Source organism: Sorangium sp. So ce145, assembly GCF_051525985.1.
Lineage (GTDB): Bacteria > Myxococcota_A > Polyangia > Polyangiales > Polyangiaceae > Sorangium > Sorangium cellulosum_B.
In genome coordinates this window covers 4,190,806-4,206,878 of record NZ_CP150315.1, presented here as the reverse complement: position 1 = coordinate 4,206,878, position 16,073 = coordinate 4,190,806, and the positions used below count along the sequence as shown (strand labels likewise).

The 16,073-nt window shown below is 70.7% G+C and carries 12 protein-coding genes; 4 read left to right on the top strand and 8 right to left on the bottom strand.

The features are described 5' to 3' along the window. Window positions 1–45: 45 nt before the first annotated feature. From WMF34_RS15905 to WMF34_RS15895, 3 genes are all read right to left on the bottom strand, one after another. The gene (locus tag WMF34_RS15905) at window positions 46–780 is read right to left on the bottom strand and encodes a hypothetical protein (protein WP_044965002.1); all 735 of its coding nucleotides are present in this window, start codon (window positions 778–780) and stop codon (window positions 46–48) included. Between the two features lie 387 nt (window positions 781–1,167). Continuing rightward, entirely contained in the window at window positions 1,168–1,578 is a 411-nt protein-coding gene (locus tag WMF34_RS15900) for a VOC family protein (protein WP_012235681.1), read from the bottom strand. A 136-nt stretch (window positions 1,579–1,714) separates the two neighbouring features. Further along, window positions 1,715–2,887: a ferritin-like domain-containing protein gene (locus WMF34_RS15895; protein WP_437993785.1), complete on the bottom strand. Its 1,173-nt coding sequence runs from the start codon at window positions 2,885–2,887 to the stop codon at window positions 1,715–1,717. A gap of 340 nt (window positions 2,888–3,227) precedes the next feature. Here WMF34_RS15895 and WMF34_RS15890 point away from each other — a divergent pair, with 340 nt between their 5' ends. Beyond that, window positions 3,228–5,033: a hypothetical protein gene (locus WMF34_RS15890; RefSeq protein WP_437993784.1), complete on the top strand. Its 1,806-nt coding sequence runs from the start codon at window positions 3,228–3,230 to the stop codon at window positions 5,031–5,033. Further along, entirely contained in the window at window positions 5,030–7,258 is a 2,229-nt protein-coding gene (locus WMF34_RS15885; protein WP_437993783.1) for a hypothetical protein, read from the top strand. The genes WMF34_RS15890 and WMF34_RS15885 overlap by 4 nt, the downstream gene beginning before the upstream one ends. Window positions 7,259–7,315: 57 nt before the next feature. On the opposite strand, the gene WMF34_RS15880 is transcribed toward WMF34_RS15885, so the two are convergent. The 3 genes from WMF34_RS15880 to WMF34_RS15870 all read right to left on the bottom strand — a co-directional run bounded on the left by WMF34_RS15880 (window position 7,316) and on the right by WMF34_RS15870 (window position 9,839). Next, window positions 7,316–7,891: a c-type cytochrome gene (locus WMF34_RS15880; RefSeq protein ID WP_437872381.1), complete on the bottom strand. Its 576-nt coding sequence runs from the start codon at window positions 7,889–7,891 to the stop codon at window positions 7,316–7,318. A gap of 89 nt (window positions 7,892–7,980) precedes the next feature. Further along, a complete protein-coding gene (locus tag WMF34_RS15875) occupies window positions 7,981–8,940 on the bottom strand; it encodes a TauD/TfdA dioxygenase family protein (protein WP_012235676.1) in 960 nt (319 codons plus the stop codon). Window positions 8,941–9,023: 83 nt separating this feature from the next. Then, window positions 9,024–9,839: a class I SAM-dependent methyltransferase gene (locus WMF34_RS15870; protein ID WP_437993782.1), complete on the bottom strand. Its 816-nt coding sequence runs from the start codon at window positions 9,837–9,839 to the stop codon at window positions 9,024–9,026. Between the two features lie 580 nt (window positions 9,840–10,419). Here WMF34_RS15870 and WMF34_RS15865 point away from each other — a divergent pair. Together WMF34_RS15865 and WMF34_RS15860 are read left to right on the top strand one after the other, a co-directional pair. After that, on the top strand, window positions 10,420–11,601 hold the full coding sequence (locus WMF34_RS15865; RefSeq protein ID WP_231864863.1) for a hypothetical protein: 1,182 nt from the start codon (window positions 10,420–10,422) through the stop codon (window positions 11,599–11,601). A 148-nt stretch (window positions 11,602–11,749) separates the two neighbouring features. Next, the gene (locus WMF34_RS15860; RefSeq protein ID WP_157906694.1) at window positions 11,750–11,893 is read left to right on the top strand and encodes a hypothetical protein; all 144 of its coding nucleotides are present in this window, start codon (window positions 11,750–11,752) and stop codon (window positions 11,891–11,893) included. Window positions 11,894–12,135: 242 nt separating this feature from the next. Here WMF34_RS15860 and WMF34_RS15855 read toward each other — a convergent pair whose 3' ends face one another. Then, a complete protein-coding gene (locus WMF34_RS15855) occupies window positions 12,136–13,725 on the bottom strand; it encodes a hypothetical protein (RefSeq protein WP_012235672.1) in 1,590 nt (529 codons plus the stop codon). A 267-nt stretch (window positions 13,726–13,992) separates the two neighbouring features. Further along, on the bottom strand, window positions 13,993–16,044 hold the full coding sequence (locus WMF34_RS15850; RefSeq protein WP_437993781.1) for a rhamnogalacturonan lyase: 2,052 nt from the start codon (window positions 16,042–16,044) through the stop codon (window positions 13,993–13,995). Window positions 16,045–16,073: the final 29 nt, after the last annotated feature.

The window sequence follows — 16,073 nt, the reverse complement described above, 5'->3', positions numbered from 1 at the left end:
GGCTGGATCCGACAGGGAAGCTGCGCGCCGCGAGCTGGTCGAGCCTCACTCGGCGTAGACGGCCACCGTCGCGGTGCACGAGGTGTTGCCGACGCAGCCGGCGCGGAAGGTGTAGTAGTCCGAGAGCGCCGCGACGTGCGTCGTCTTCGGCATCTCGGAGCAGCCGATTATCTCGGCGGAGTCCACCGCGACCTGGACGCCGTTGCGATCGAAGAGGCGGATGTACGACATCCCCGAGCGGCTCGCCCCGTAGAGCACCGCCGCGCAGGTGCCGAAGGAGATCGTCTCTCCGGCGTTGAAGAAGTATGCCTGGTCGACGTAGTTGGTCGTGGCGTAGTTCGTGCTGCTCCTCGAGTACGAGAAGGTGCCTTTGCCGTGCGCGATCGCGACCGTGCCGCTGCACGAGGAGAAGCCGTCACAGCCGGCCCGGATCTGGAAGGGCCAGCCCGTCGACGACGTCGTATAGCGGATCTGCGCCGAGATCGACCCCGAGGGGCCGTCGTTCGCCGAGGCCACCTGCACGGGCGACCCGGAGCTCAGGTCGAAGAGGCGGAGGAACGTGTCGCCCGAGGAGCTGGCGCCGACGATGCCGGTCGTGCCGATCATCACGCGCCTGTTCGGGTTGATATTGAGGTTGAAGTTGGCCGTGTTCACGGTGGCGTTGTTGGTCGCGCTCCGGCTGAAGGAGAAGACCGATATCGCCTCCTCCGCCTCGCCCACGACCTCGCTCTGCTCCTCTTCGCTCAACGCCTCGGCCGCGCAACCTGCAGAGAGCGTCATCGTCAGGGCCCAAAGGACTCGTTCAAACCAGCGGGTGTTCATGTTCTTCCTTCGCTGCCTTTCTCTGGGGTCGCGCGGGCGCGTGAGCGGATCTCGCGGGCTCGCGCGTGCGGGGACTCGGTCCATTCCTGCGCGGGCGGAGCCCGCGGGCGCGTCAGGGGACGCCACCTCGAGAGGTGTCGCGTGGCCTGCGCGGTAGCTCGATCGGTTTCAGCGTACCGCCAAGCTCAGCCGTAGCAAAGCCCTTGCCTGGCACAAGGCGAGCCCCTGCACCTTATTTTTGCCCGGCGCTCGACCCGCCTCGGGGGGGGGCGCGAGGCTCGCGCTGGCGCTCGGCCCCGCCAGCAGTGGAGGCTCTTCCCTCCACCTCGGCGCCGGGCGGCGCGCTCAGCCGGGCGTGGCGATCTCGTCGTAGCCGCGGCCGCTGAACTGAAGGAGGCAGACGCCGTGGCCGAAGGGATCGGCCAGGCGGAGCATGCGCCCCCACGCCGCCACCTCGATCTCGGCTTCGGGGACCGCGCCTGCCTCCTGCGCGCGGCGCGCGGCGGCCTCGAGATCGTCGACCACGAAATCGAGGTGGACCGGCGTCCAGTGACGCCGGTAGTCGCGCGGCGACGCACCGGCGGCTGGCTCGCTGCCGGCCGGCTTCAGCAGGAGGTAGATGGGGGCCGCCGCGCCGAGCAGCTCGACCCCGGAAGCACCAAGGCGCCGCCCGACGCGCAAGCCGAACGCGCGCGTGTAGAACGCGATGGCAGGATCGAGCGCCGGAACATCGATGTTGACGAGCAGATCGGACATGCGATGAGTCTAGCTGCTGGCAGCGGGACCGTCCTCGCCGTTCCACACGCGGCGTTCAGGCTGGCACCTCGCCCTTCATGGCAGATAGGGAGCGTATCGCGTGGACAAGGCGACCGGAAGGGCCCCTCCCCTCCACTCAAGCCATCATCGCGCTCTGGGCCGCTCCGTCCGGGCGCCCCGCCAGGAGCAACCTCGACGCCGGCCGCACGATCTCCTCGATCGCGCGCGCGGCCGCGTCGCCGCGCGCCGCGGCGCCGAACCGCCCGTGCGCCGCGAGCTGCGCGCCTCCCGCGTTATCGCCTCCCCCGAGCTCCGCGCGCCCGAGCCCCGCGAACACCTCTTCCACCGCCGCGCGCACCCGCTCGCCGCCCGCGCGGATCGCCCACGCCACCGTGCCCCACGCGAGCTCCGCGTGCCGCGCCTCGTCCGCGGCGATGATCGCGAGCGCGCTCCGCACCGCCGGGTCCTCCGCGGCGCCGAGCTCCTCGGCCGCGACCACCGCCGCGATGGTCTCTCCGATGCAGCCCTCCTTCGCGGCGCGCGCCGCGATCGACGCGAGGTCTGCCTCGACCTCCACCCGCCCGTCGAAGGGAAACGCGCCCGGCGCGATCGCCTCGCCCGCATAGGCGCTCGCGAGGGCGAAGCAGAGGCGCGCGTGGCGGGCCTCGTCGAGCGCCGCGCGGTGCGCCTCCTCCACGAGATCGGCCGGCGCCCCCGCGGCGAGCAGCTCGAGCGCGAAGCGCCCGAACGAGGCCACGGACGCGTGCTCGAAGAGCGCGTCGCGCGTCCACGCCGCGGCCAGCTCCGCCCGCAGATCCGCGGTGAGGTGATCGATCCGAGGCGCGAGGGCCTCCGCCGCGCCCCATCCGGCGCTGCCGCGGGCGCGGACGAACGGCGCTGTCCGCGCCGCCTCCTCGACGAGGTAGGGGCGCCCCTCGCACATCGGGATGAAGTACGCCTGATAGCAGCACTGGCCGTCCTGCAAGGCGCCATCGCTCTTGACGCTGTGCGATCCGAAGCCGGTTCGATTCAGGATTTCCTGCGCCTCCGGCCGCGGGGGGCACGCGACAGGCTCGCTCTCGCCGGCACCTCCGCCGCCCCCGGCTCCCCCCTCGCCGCCAGCATCTCCGAGGCCGCTCGCATCGTCCTGCGGCCACGCGAAGCAGGCCACCTTGGAGACGGGCTCGGGATCCTCGGGACAGCTGCTGTAGGCCGTGGTGCAGCCGGCCGCGCCCGCCGCAGCGGGGAGCGCGAGCAGGGCGAAGAGGCGATGGGCAAGCGTGCGGCGGAAGGCATGTGCGGTGTTCATCGGGGACCTCGTTGATGAAGAGCAGGGATCGACGCGCTCGACGCGCTCGACACGCTCGACGCGCTCGACACGCTCGACGCGGTTGCACGACGCATGCCTCCGCGAATTCAGGCCAACTTCGAGCCCGCCGCGCCGGCGGAGTATGGTCGGGCGGTCATGGAGGGCGGCGAGCCCGAAGGCGGGGGCCCTCTCGAGGCCGGCCCCTCCACTCCTGTTCATGCACCAGTCGCCAGACTGGCGGTGAGAGCCGCGGACTCCCGGGCAACCTGGCCAGCTCCCTTCGCCCACGCCACGCTCACGCAGCTTTACGCCCTCTCGCGGATAGGGCACGTCCCCTTCCATGGAGGAGCCTCGAAATCCGACCGAAGCGCAGCCCCCCGCCCCCGAGGCCGAACCGCCGGAGTCGCTCGAGGCGCTCGTGCCGAAGCGCAGGCTCTGGCCGGTCTTCGCGGTCCTCGGCCTCGTGATCGCGGCGGCGGGCCTCCTCGCCTTCCGCTCGATGACGGCGACCGATCCGCTGCGCATCCTCGTGGCGATCGATCTCGACGGGACCTGGTGGGAAGGGTCGCAGCCCGCGGCGAGGCTGGCCGACGAGCTCGGCGAGCACCTCGCGGAACTCGGGTTCGATCCCGTGAAGGGCGGCGACCCGAAGGTGATGAAGGCGCTCGAGAGCGCCAAGGACCCGAAGGAGGCCGCGAAGGCGCTCGGCGCCGGCTTCATCATCGAGGCGCGCCTCGCGCCCGAGATCGTGGAGCACCCGATCAAGGAGGGTTACTTCGAGCTCCGGGTCGACGCGCCGGTGACGCTCACGTTCCTCGACAAGGGCACGTCGACCGAGCGGCGGATCCGCGGCTACTCCGGGGCGACGAAGAAGGACCGCGCCATGGCGCTGCTCGCGAACTCCATGGCGTCCCAGGCGCTCGACGCGGTGATCGCGCAGCTCATGGACCACCCCTCGGTGCGCGAGATCACGGAGGGATCGGACATCAAGCTGCTGGAGCGGCTGGCGTCGGCGCGCAGGTTCGTGAAGGACCGGGCCGCGAACCTCGACCGCGCCGCCGGCGCGTACGTCGCCCGCGCGAAGGAGATCGAGGCCGAGGAGCAGGGGCGCGTGACCTTCCTGTCGCCCCAGGCGGCGGAGGACCTGCTCGTGGGCACGGCCGAGGGCGGCTATTTCGTCAAGACGGCCGATGTCTCGGTGTTCCACTCGGTGAGGTCCAGGGACCTCGCCCGCAGCGAAGCGCTGGAGACGGTCGAGTGGCGGCCGCTCGATCGGCCGGCCGTCCCGACGACGGATCCCGCCGCGGTCAAGCCGATGTGGAGGGGTTATCACGTGTACTCGTACCCGTCGTCGCAGCGCGACGGCGACCGGGTCGCGCTGGTGGAGGACTTCTTCGGCTGGGCGAAGACGATCACGGTCGTCGACCGATCCGGGCAGAGCAAGCGCGTGCGCATCGATCCGGAGCACCGCTTCGTCGACCCGAAGCTCGCCCCCGGCGGCAGGTTCGTGGCGGTCTACGATCGCCCGGACGCGGACGCGCAGGCCGATCTGATGGTGCTCGACACCGACGGCGGCAAGGAGGTGTTCGGCCTCCACACCGAGAACCAGTCGCTCGGCGGGTTCGCGTGGCTCGACGAGACGAGGCTCGCGTTCGTCTACGTGCCCGACGCGTCGGAGGGCGACGCGCCGCACCTCGCGGTGGTCGACGTGGGCAAGCAGCCGCTGTCGATCGAGCGCCCGTTCCGCGCGAAGCCCGGGGAGGACCTGCGCAACCCGGCGGCATCGAGCGACGGGACGAAGATCGTGTGCGTCGTCGACGGCGACGAGCCGGGGATCGCGCTCATCGACACGGCGACGTGGCGCCGGAAGGTGTACGCGGCCCCGGGCGGGGCTTCGTGGCCCGCGTTCTCGCCCGACGCCGCGCGCGTCGCGTTCGAGACGCGGGGCGCGGGCGGTACGGACATCGCGGTGCTGGCGCTCTCCACGGGCGAGATCAAGAAGCTGACGGTGGGCTCCGCGACGGAGCGGGTGCCGCGGTTCTCCGCCGATGGGAAGCGCGTGCTGTTCGAGGTGCGGTACCGCGACCCGGTGTTCCCGCAGAAGCGGTCGATCTCGCGCATCGCGAGCGCGGCGGTCGAGCCGTGAGCGCGCCCCTCCTCCCTCCGCAGCACGGCGCCAGCGCCCCGCGGAACGCCGGCGCACCGCCACCGGACGCCGCCGCACCTCCCGGGGAGGAGAGCGCCGCGACCGCGATGTTCTACCGCATGTCGGCCGAGCGCCTCCGCGCGCGCTGCCTGTGGAGCGGCCTCGCGCTCGCGCTGTCGGCGCTGGTGCCGTACGAGGTCGCCTACGGCCACGGGATCTTCGTGTGGAGCGTGCTCCCCGAGCTCGCGCCCGCCGCCCAGGTCGCCGCACTCGCGCCCGCGATCGCCGGCCTGTGGTTGCTCTTCCTCGGGGCGCGCACCGAGCGGCGCGCGGGCCTGCTCGTCGAGCGGCCGACGTCGCGCGCGATCGCCGTGCTCGCCGCGTTCGTGGCCGTGAACGTCGCCGTGTGGATCGGCCGCCGGAGCTCCGCGTGGGACATGCTGCCGCTGCCGGACAGCCTGCTGACGCGGCCGGCCCCGTTCCTCGCGGTCTTCGCGTTCACCGCGGCGGGCGTGGTGCTGCGCTTCCACGCCCGGGCGCGCAGGGGCGGCAGCGCGCTGCTCGTCGCGTCGCTCGCCGCGGCGCTCGTCTTCTACCTCTGGCCATCGCGCGGCGAGATCCCCGCGCAGACGATCGCGCGCGCGGCCGTGCTCGTCGCGACGCTGCCCGACGCCCGCTTCCAGCTCGGCTACGGCATGGTCCTGCTCTTCGTGCTCGGCCCGCTCGCGATCGCCCTGCTGGGCCTCGCGTACGCGCGCCGCGTGCCCCGGCGCGAGCACCCGGGCCTCGCGATCGCGGCCGTGTGGGCCATGCCGGGCCTCATGCTGCTCTTCGTGTACCGCGCGTTCCTCTCGGGCGGCTGGGGCGTCGAGGCGGGCACCGTCGCCTTCTTCGCGCTCCTGCTCGCCGCGGTCGTGGCGGTGCTCGCCTCCGCGATCGAGGTGCTCGCGCTCGGCGTGATGGTGCCCGAAGCCGAGCTGGAGCCAGGCACCGGGGCCAGCGCGGGCGGCGCCCGGCCGATCGTGGCGGCGGGCGCGGCCGCGGCCTCGGTCGCCGCGCTGCTGGTCACCCTGCTCGTGCTCGGCCGCCCCGCGCCGAAGGGCGTCGACTGGAAACTCGGCGCGCCCACGGCCGAATGGGACAAGGTGTACGGCGAGCTCTTGCCGAGCTGGGAGCGCGCGCGCATCGCCCGCGACGCGCACGCGCGCAGCGGACGCGCGCAGGGCACGGGCGCGGAGGCGCAGGTGCTGACCAGGGCACGCAGCCGCGAGATGCTCGCGGTCGCCAGGGCGCAGCCCGACGGCAAGGACGTCGCCGCGGCGCTCACGACGCTGGCCGCTCAAGTGGACGATCTCGAGCTCTCCGGCCGCGCGTTCGGCCGGCTCGTCGCCGAGGCCAACGACGCGGCGCGACGCGCCGGGCTCGGGTACTACCTCGACGCGGCCGTCAATCTCAGCGTCTCGGCCGACGGCGCCACGCGGCGCTTCTACACCACGCCTTACCGGGTCAAGGAGGTCCGCGCCTACCGCGTCGGCGACGACCGCTTCGCGACGCTCCTCGTGGAGCCGATGACGGACGAGCGCCGCGTCCACCTCGGCTTCTCGCGCGACCAGGATCCCTTCGCGCTCGTCCTCGGCTCCGAGGTCCGGTCCTATGCCGAGCGGTTCGATCAGGAGGGCGCGACGTGCCACGCGGCGGCGGACGGCGTGGCCGGCGCTCGCGCCGGCGCCCTCGCGCGCTGCGACGCCGCGCTCGCGAAGCTGCGCGAGCGCCTGGGCTCCACGCTCGAGCGGGCCGTGCTCGCCGGCACCGAGCGGCACGAGCTCCAGCACCAGATCGACGGCCCTCACCTGCCCCTCTCGCCCGCGGTGACCGAGCTGCTCGCCGGCTTCTCCGACGAGGCGCAGGACCGCGTGAGCCGCGAGCTCTCCGCATACATCGCCGAGATGACGGCCGGCGACGCGCCGCCGCAGCTCACGCTCGTGCACCTGTTCCCCTTCGGCGTCGTGGCCCGCGGCGGCGCCGAGCATCGGGTGGCCACGCTCGTCCTCGAGACGCTCTCCGGGAAGAAGCTGCGCTTCGGCGCGCGGCAGGTCGATCCCGAGACGTACGCGCAGGCGTTCGAGGAGCAGGTCAGCCGCGGCGACGACGAGCTGCGCGAGGCCGCGCGGCGCGGCTACCGCGAGCACTTCGGGGTGGATCTGCAGGAGCCCGTGCGGGAGTGACCGCCCCTCTCGCCTGGAAGCGCCGCCGCGGCGGCCGGCCCAACTCGCCTGCGCGCCTCAGGGCAGGACGCGCGTCTCCCGCGCCGCCGACAGCGCCGCGCCGCCGGCCCACGGCTCCATCCGGTCTCCCAGCGAGGCGCGCACCTTCGCGACCTCGTCCCGCGTGATGGCGGGCGCGCTGTTCCCCCAGCTCGACCGGACGTAGGTGAGCACCAGCGCGACGTCCTCGTCCGACAGCGTGACGCCCAGGTTGGGCATCACGTCGTTGTAGAGCGCGCCGTTCACCTCCATCGGGCCGGCGGCGCCGAGCAGCGTGATCCGGATCGGCGTCTCCTTGTCCTCGAGCAGCCATGAGGAGCCGGTGAGGGGCGGATAGCGTCCGGGCTTCCCCTCGCCCCTGGCCTGGTGACAGTTGGCGCACGAGCGATAATAGATCTTGCCGCCCTGGGCGAGGTCCTCGGCCGGGACGCCGGAGGCCGCCACGCCGCCCGTCGGCGTCCGGGCGTCCAGCTTCCGGAGGACCATCCACGGCAGCGCGAGCACGCCGAAGGCCACGATCAGCATGATCACCACGACGTGCGCCGTGCTCTGCGCTCCGTCTCGAGCGTCGTCGCGCTTGCTTGTTGGACCCACGGGGTGCTCCTCCGCCGCAGGTGAAGCGCACACGTCCGCGGCCGTCAAGGATCCCCTGACGCCCGCGGACGCGCCTCGGCTCGACGCGACTACGCGGTCGCCGTGGCCACCGCGACCCCGGCGCTCTCGCTCCTCGCGGCGGCGGCGCGCGGCGCCTTCTTGCGGGTCACGCTGCGCCGGCCGTCGATGCTGACGGGCGCGTCCCCGTCCACCGTCACGCGGCGCACCACGCGGACCTGATCGCCGTAGTCGTTGATCGCGTAGTGCTGCGTGGCGCGGTTGTCCCAGATCGCCACGTCGCCCGCGGCCCAGCGCCAGCGGACGGTGTTCTCGAGGCGCGTGACGTGCTCCTGGAGCACCTGGAAGAGGTGCGCCGAGTCGTGGGACGAGACGCCGAGCAGCCGCTTGACGAAGTGGCCGAGCACGAGCGACCGCTCCCCGGTCTCCGGGTGGACGCGCACGACGGGGTGCTCGGTCTCGTACACGGTCGACGTGAACACTTCCTGATAGCGCCGCACGTCGTCCGCCGACGAGTTCGGCTTCCGCGCCTGGTAGTCGTACTCGTTGCTGTGGACCGCCCACAGCGTGTCCGCGAGCGCGCGCAGCGCGGGCGGCAGATCCTGGTACGCAGCGACCGTGTTGGCCCAGACGGTGTCGCCACCGTACGCCGGGATCACGAGCGCCCGGAGGATCGAGGCCCTCGGGTAGGCGTCCACGAACGTGACGTCGGTGTGCCAGGAGTTCGCGCGCCCGCCCTCCCGCGAGTCGAGCTCATGGATGTAATCGGTGCCATTGACCACGGGCACCGTCGGGTGCGCGACGGGCTTGGCGCCGAACAGCGTGGTGAGCGCTTCCTGCGAGGCGTCGTCGAGGTGGTGCTGGCCCCTGAAGAAGATGACCTTGTGTCGCAGCCAGGCTTTCCGGATCTCGCTCACGGTGGCGGCGTCGAGATCGGCGCGGAGGCGCACGCCGCGCACCTCCGCGCCGATCCGGCCAGCGACGGGGACGATCTCGAGGACGTTGTTGCTCTGGTTCTGTGTAGCGCTCATGCGGAGTTCTCCTCGTGGCAGAGAAAGCGAAAAGGGTGCTGGGATGGCGTCGCGGTGCGGTGGTCGGCTATCGACCTGTCAGCTCAGTGCGACGCCGGTTTGTGTGCGATGGCGAAGAGCCGCTTCCCCTCGAGCCGGATGCCCTCGGGTGTCCGGAAGGCCTCGAGCTCGCGCTGGATGTCCTCGATGGCCTGGCTGCGCAGCGACTCGGGCAGGTGGCCGAGGAAGTTGCCGAACGAGCTCGCCTGGGAGAAGGCGATGGCGGCGCGCCCGTCCGGCTGATGGTGCACGTTCTCCTGGGCCTCGATCTTCTGCACGGTGAAGCCGGCGCCCCCGAGCAGCCCGGCGAGCTCCACGGCGGTGACCCAGTGGGGCGTCCCATCCCGGGACTCCGGATAACGCGCGTAGGGCTCGCGCGAGAGCACCTCCCGCTTGATGGCCTGCAGGCGGTTCGGGTGATCCTTCGCGCCCGTGGTGAGCCCGATCCGGCCCCCTGGCTTGAGCAGGCGGTGGATCTGCCGCAGCGGCTCGGTCTTCTCGGGGAGCCAGTGGAAGACGGCGTTGAGGTACACGACATCGAAGCTGCCGGAGGGGAGCCCGTCGAGCGCGTAGGCGTTGCCGACCTGGAAGGAGAGGTTCGCCTTCGCCTTTTGCTGGGCGATCTCCACGCGCAGCGGCAGCGGGTCGATCCCGAGCACCTTCCCGGTCGGCCCGACGAGGCCGGCCACGTGCTCCGCGAGCAGCCCGGTGCCGCTGCCGACGTCGAGCACGTGATCGCCGGGGCGGACGCCGAGCTCGGCGATCAGCCGCTTTCCATGGCGGAACTGCCGATCGGCGCTGCGCAGCTCGTAGTCCTGCGCGAGCTGGGGCGTATCGAAGACGAGACTGAGACCACTCATGCGACGGCTCCGTGAAAGGTTGTTTTCGGGCGCGCTCGGCGGGGTGACGGCCCGGGCGGCGCGCCGCCGCGCCCTCCGTGCCGGGTCGCTGCGCTGAGGCGCGCCGTCGTCGGCGTATCGCACGCGCCGTGCCAGGCATTTCCACGCGCTTCGGCCGGACATCGCGCGCCAGGTGCTGCGTCACGAGCACGCGGTCAGCAGCGCCTGCTGCCGAGGCCGCACCGCGCCCGCGCGAGCATGGCGCCGGAGCGGCGCAAGAGCGCGGCGGACAGGCGATGCCGGGTGTCCAGGCGGTGAACGATCCGGCGCTGGACGCGAGGAGTACAGCAAGGGTGGACCATTCGATAGGTTCACCTTTTTCAGAAGGCGCCCTGCCCTCATCGGGCTCTGTCGGCCCCACCGCTTCTGTCCGGTCGATCGTCGATTGATCGACGTTCACATCCCTGTGAAGGCAGACGACCGGTGACCGGATGAAGCGCGCGGCGCGGAGGCGATGCGCGATGCGGCATGGAGAAGGCGCGACTCCACGCTCCCAAGCGCTCCTCTCCTGTGGCAGACTGCGCGCATGCTTTTTCATGTCGTGAGGAACGGTTCACTCGTCGGCGCGCTGCTGCTCGCGGCGGGATGCAGCTCGGGCGGCGGGCCGGCGCAGCCCGAGGGCGAAGGGGGGTCGGGCGCCACGGTGGGCAGCGGCGGATCGGGCGCGCAGACGAGCGGCGCAGGCGGCGCTGGTGGCGCTGGGGGCGCGAGCTGCGCAGAGTTCGCGATGCCCACCGACGTGGACTGCGCTGCGCCGCTCGACGGCGTGCTGCCGGTGGATCTGCGCTGTACGGGGCTCTACGGGAACTTCGATCAGCGCGAGATCGCGTGCGGGGTGCTCGAGTACAAGCCTGCCGTGGAGCTCTGGAGCGACGGCGCCAAGAAGCGGCGCTTCGTGTCGATTCCGAAAGGGCAGCAGGTGGACACGAGCAATCCGGACGCGTTCATCTACCCCGAGGGGACGCAGTTCTGGAAGGAGTTCAGCGTGACGGGCGCGGGCGGCGCGCAGCGCCTCGCGGAGACTCGCCTCCTGCGCAAGACGGCCGCCGGCTGGGTGTACACGAGCTATGTGTGGTCCGAGGACGAGAAGCAGGCGATCCAGATGCAGAACGACTTCGGCGTGACCGATCTCTACGGCACCGGCCACACGGTGCCGAACCGCGATCAGTGCCAGGAGTGCCACGTCGGACGCGCCGATTACGTCCTCGGCTGGGACGCGCTGATGCTCGGCTCTGGTGCCCAGGGGCTCTCGGCCGAGACGCTGGTCGAGCTCGGGGTGATCGCGGACGCGAGCAATCTCGCCCTCACGATTCCTGGCAACGAGGTGGAGCGCCAGGCGCTCGGCTACCTGCACGCCAACTGCGGCGTGAGCTGTCACAACGACCTGCCCGAGGCGGCGGCCCACGATACGGGCCTGTACCTGCGGCTCGAGGCGAGCGAGCTCGGCGAAGTGATGGCCACGGACGCCGCCCGGACGGCCATCAACAAGCGCCCCGCGGAAAACGCGAAGTACGAGGGCCTCACGAACCCCGACCCCGCCAACTGGTACGACATCCGGCCGGGGGACCCGTCGCGCAGCTTGCTTGTCGCCCGCCAGGTGCTCCGCGGCTTCGAAGGGCAGATGCCGCGCATCGGGACGCACAAGGTCGACGAGACGGGCGTGGAGGTGGTCTCGCGCTGGATCCAGGAGATGAAGGAGACCTACCCGCCGCCTGGACCCTAGTACGGCCTCGCCCAGGTCCGTCTCCGGTTGCGTGCAAGGTAGTGCCGAGCTGCTCGCCCCAGGGCGCCTCACAGGCGGCAACCAAGCTCGTTCGATCACGCTCAAGGCACGAAGCCCGCTCCCCCCACCGCCGGTCCCCCACGTCAACGTGAACATTCACGTTTACGTGAACCTGAACGTGAACGTGAACGTGAACGTTTACGTGGACGTGAACGTTTACGTGGACGTGGACGTGAACGTTTACGTGGTCGTGGACGTGGACGTGGTCGTGGTCGTCAACGGTAAGCCGTAAACGACCACGACCACGTCCACGTAAACGTAAACGTTAGGATGTAGGGGAACGCGACGCGAAGCGTGGTTCACGCCTATGCCACGGGGCGAGCAACGGGATCGATATACGAAGGCGGAGCGCCCCGGGCCTGCTCTGACGCTTCGGGTGCGGTGCGGGGAGGAGGTCGCCGATAGCGCCCCCGAGCCCCGAACATCGTGAGGTCGGCAGCTCGGATTCCCGCCGACCTCAAACGTTCGCCAGGATCACGTCGGTCCCGGGGCGCCGTCCGCGATCCATTTACGCAGGATCTCCAGCTGCGCCGGGCTGACCGTCGGCCCCCCCGTGCTGGGCGGCATCACGCCCGAGATGCACTGCGCCGTGGAGGACTGCTGGCAACCCGCGGCCCCCGCCTTGTCGGAGGCCTTGAGGTAGAGCCAGCTGTGGTCGGGGTCGCCCGGGACGACGAGCTTGAACTGACCACCGCCGCGGGAGGCCACGTTGACCAGACCGTCGACGATCTCCCTGGAGCTGAGTCGGCCACCGAGCGACAGCCCCGCGTTGGGGCCCGACTCGGCGTGGCAGCCGCTGCACAGGTTCGTCGCGCTCTCGAAGATGGGCCGCACCTTCTCGTGGAAGTATCCGGACTCGTCCGGCAAAGGCGCATTGGGATCCCTGACATCCTCGGGGTCCAGGTTCTCCTTGATGATCTTGATCTCGGTATCCATCTCGCGGCACTGCGCGACGAGATCGTCCTTCAGCTTCTGATCGGTCGGCAACATCCCCTTGGCGCGCCGGTACTTCTCCCACACGTTGTCGATCCAGCCGTGGAGCTTCCAGAACATGTAGTTGTCGATGTTCGCGTTGGTGTTGTTCACACCGTGCGTCGTGTTGCCCGGCCGCGCCCACTTGGCGTGCAGCACGAAGTGGAGCCCCACCCACGGCATGTTGGTCGCCCCCGCCAGCTTCTGCCCCACGTTGCACTGAAGCCAGAAGCCGAGCTCGCCTTCGTCCTTGAACCTCGCGAGGTTCTCGGGCTTGTCGATCTCATCGCCGATCTTCCCGGCTTCGAGGGCGGCCGCGTCCCAGTTCTTCCAGGCGGAGCGCCACTGGGGCGGCACGTCCTCCGCCTTGGTCGGGAACTTGGTGAAGCCCTCGAACTGCTCGCTATGCTTGGGCCAGAGCTGCTTCAACGCCTGGATCATGTGGCGGTGAAACACAAGGAACTGATAGCCGTCGCCGGCGGACTGACAGTTCTGATCCTTCGGGACCAGCTGCTTGAATTTGCAGATGCCCACCTTGCTTCCGGCGCCCCCGAAGTTGCAGGCGCGGATCGCGTGCCACTCGACGTGAGCGTCCTGCCACCTGTTTTCATACATCCAGTCCAGGACCTGGGGCTGCACCGTCGTATCGACGATGTCCGGGCTGTTGTTGCCGGGCGGATAGAACTCCGCCGGGCCATCCTTCATGTTGGGATCCGAGTCGCTCGGGTGGGGCATGTACCCGCTCACGCAGTGGTCGTACGCAGGATGGTCGTCCGGACCGCCGCCGACACCCGCGCCTCCGGAGCCCGAGGCCGAGCTCGAGCCCGAATCCGCGCCCGTGCTCGCCTGCGAGCCCGCGCCGGTGCCCGCGCCAGAGCCTGAGTTCACGCTCGATTGCGAGCCCGCGCCGCCCGTCCCGCCCGTCGCGTCGGGTCCTCCCGCGCCGCCCTCCGACGCGCCGCTCAACGAGTTGCCATCGTCGCCGGCGCACGCGCTGAGCAACAACGCGGCCAGCGCGGCGAGCGTGGCCAGGCCCCGCCGGGATGTACGGAGGTCGGTCGCAGACACCTGGTGCAGGTCGATAAATCGCATGTCGCTCTCTCAGGCTCTCAGGCCGTTAGGCTCAGTCCGTCAGGCGCAACCCGCCTCACCTCGGGCAGGTAACACCACTCTACCAGCGCAAAGCAAACTTCGTCAACGGTGTTAACGAACGTACTGTACTCGTGTATTTATAAACCTGTGAACGCTCACAGGCAGGCTGTGCAGTGAGGGCGGCCGATTCGACGCGTGGTGACTCGGTAGCCAGGCCGTCGGCTTCAGATATCGAGTCGAGCGAGGCGACTCGCTAGCGCCGGTGTCTCAGCGGACGTGGATATCCGGCTTCGGCGCCGCAGCCATCCCCTCCCCGATATGGAAGCTCGGGTGAGGCGGCTGGTTGTAGGCGCCGTTCTGCCACGAGATGGCAACGCGGTACTGCGGATCGTGCATCAAGGTGTAGATCCGGTTCGTCGCGACCTGGTTCGTGGTGAAGATGCGGATGGAATCGCCGCAGCGGAAGATCACCTCTTCACGCCAGTCGCCCAGGATGTCGGCGCTGAGCGTCGGCGTGCTCTTCGTGCCGTTGTTCGAGGTACACCCGGCGGCCGTGAAGTTCCCCCCTTGGCCGTCGGCCTGGCGGATGCCGTTTCCGTCGAGGAGCTCCCGGCTCAGGTCCGCGTCCCACCAGATGAGGAAGTTGCTCGACGCAGGGCGGCTCCCGACGCCATCGCCGTCCGAGCCGCGCAGCAGCTCGCTGTTGTTGACCCACGCCTCGCTGCCAGGGCTGCGCGGGTCGACATCCGCCGCCACGCCCCGGCCAGGGCCCTCCTCACCGCCGTTGCCTGGCCCCTTCCAGAGGACCTCGCACGTGCGGGCGTCGCGCATGGCGTAGGCGGGTGCGTCGCCGCTCTCGTACGGCTGGAACACCTCGAGGCCAGGGCGCGACGGGATGTGATCCGTGACGTGCAGCGCGTCGCCGTGAGCGTAGTAGTCCACCGCGCAGAGGCCCGTGCCGTCGTTGTCGAACGTGGCGCCGCCGTTGATGATCTCCTGCTGCGGGTCGTCGTCCACGTTCGCGACGCTGATGGAGTGGCAGCCCTTGCCGCCGAACGCCTCGTTGGCGCGGCTCGAGCTGGAGTCGAACGTCCAGAGGTTCGAGAGCGCGCCGTCGCGGTAGTTCCAGGCCGAGAGCGTGGTGCGCGCGTAATAGCCGCGCCCGAACACCACGCTCGGGCGCCCCGTGTCATCGAGGAACGCGATGGTGCCGACGAAGCGGTCGACGCGGTTGCCATAGCACTCGTTGTTGCCCCAGCTGCACACGTCGCCGCGCCCGACCTTGAACTCGGTCGTGGCGAGCTCCGCGCCGGTGTCGCCGGCAAACACGGTGAGGTACTCCGGGCCGGTGAGGATATAACCGTCGTTGTTGCGGTAATCCTTGGAATCGTCATCGCCGGCCGCGGGCCCCTTGCTCAGGTACTCGCCCCTCCCATCGCGCGTCCCCGGCGCCGTCTTGACGGCCACCTCCGCCTTCCCGTCGCCGTCGAGATCGTACACGAGGAACGGGGAATAGTGCGCTCCGGCCCGGATGTTCACGCCGAGATCGATGCGCCAGAGCCGCTTGCCGTCGAGCGAGTAAGCGTCGAGGTAGGTCTTGCCGGTGCGGCCGGCCTTCGAGTTGTCCTGGAGGTTCGACGGATCCCACTTGAGGATGATCTCGTAACGCCCGTCGCCGTCCACGTCTCCCACGCTGCCATCGCCGCTCGAGTACGTGTAGCCGTCCCCCGCGGGCGGCGGTGTCGTCGGGATGGACAGGGCTCCATCCTTCCACACGGGCGCGGACTCCGACTCGCCTTGCTCGACGCCGCCGATGACGGGGCGCACGGTGTAGACCGAGCTCGGAGAGCCGTCGCGGTCGACGAGGTTCGTGGAGTCCGTGAGCGGCGCGGCGTTGACCTTGGCGCCGTCGCGGTAGACGTTGAACGCGATGTCGTCGGGGTCGTAGCCGAACAGGCGAAAGCCCACGTACGTGCCCCCGTCGGTGGGCACGGCCACGACACCGCGGTCGAGGTCTTCCATCTGCGCGAACCCCGTCGGCTCGCCGGCGCCCGAGCCGGCGCCCGAGCCGCCGCTGCCGGTCGCGGCGCTGGTCCCAGCGCCGCCGCTGCCGGACACAGCGCTGGTGCCCGCGCCGCTGCCGCTGCCGCTGCCGCTGCCGCTGGACGCCGCGCCGGTCGCGCCGCCGCCGCCCGTCCCGGCGCCCTCCCCGCCCGCGCCGTCCGAGCCGTCCGAGCCGGTTCCGGGTTCACCGCTCGATCCGCATGCCAGGTGAGCGGCAGCGAGCGAAAAGCAAATCAAGAAAATAGGTCGTCTCATGCATACCTCGTGCGGCCCCTCATCGTCCG

Excerpts from the sequence above, each read along its gene's own strand:
- WMF34_RS15905 (WP_044965002.1), bottom strand. The coding sequence starts at position 780 with ATGACGCTCTCTGCAGGTTGCGCGGCCGAGGCGTTGAGCGAAGAGGAG.
- WMF34_RS15900 (WP_012235681.1), bottom strand. The coding sequence starts at position 1,578 with ATGTCCGATCTGCTCGTCAACATCGATGTTCCGGCGCTCGATCCTGCC.
- WMF34_RS15895 (WP_437993785.1), bottom strand. The coding sequence starts at position 2,887 with ATGAACACCGCACATGCCTTCCGCCGCACGCTTGCCCATCGCCTCTTC.
- WMF34_RS15890 (WP_437993784.1), top strand. The coding sequence starts at position 3,228 with ATGGAGGAGCCTCGAAATCCGACCGAAGCGCAGCCCCCCGCCCCCGAG.
- WMF34_RS15875 (WP_012235676.1), bottom strand. The coding sequence starts at position 8,940 with ATGAGCGCTACACAGAACCAGAGCAACAACGTCCTCGAGATCGTCCCC.
- WMF34_RS15870 (WP_437993782.1), bottom strand. The coding sequence starts at position 9,839 with ATGAGTGGTCTCAGTCTCGTCTTCGATACGCCCCAGCTCGCGCAGGAC.
- WMF34_RS15855 (WP_012235672.1), bottom strand. The coding sequence starts at position 13,725 with ATGCGATTTATCGACCTGCACCAGGTGTCTGCGACCGACCTCCGTACA.
- WMF34_RS15850 (WP_437993781.1), bottom strand. The coding sequence starts at position 16,044 with ATGAGACGACCTATTTTCTTGATTTGCTTTTCGCTCGCTGCCGCTCAC.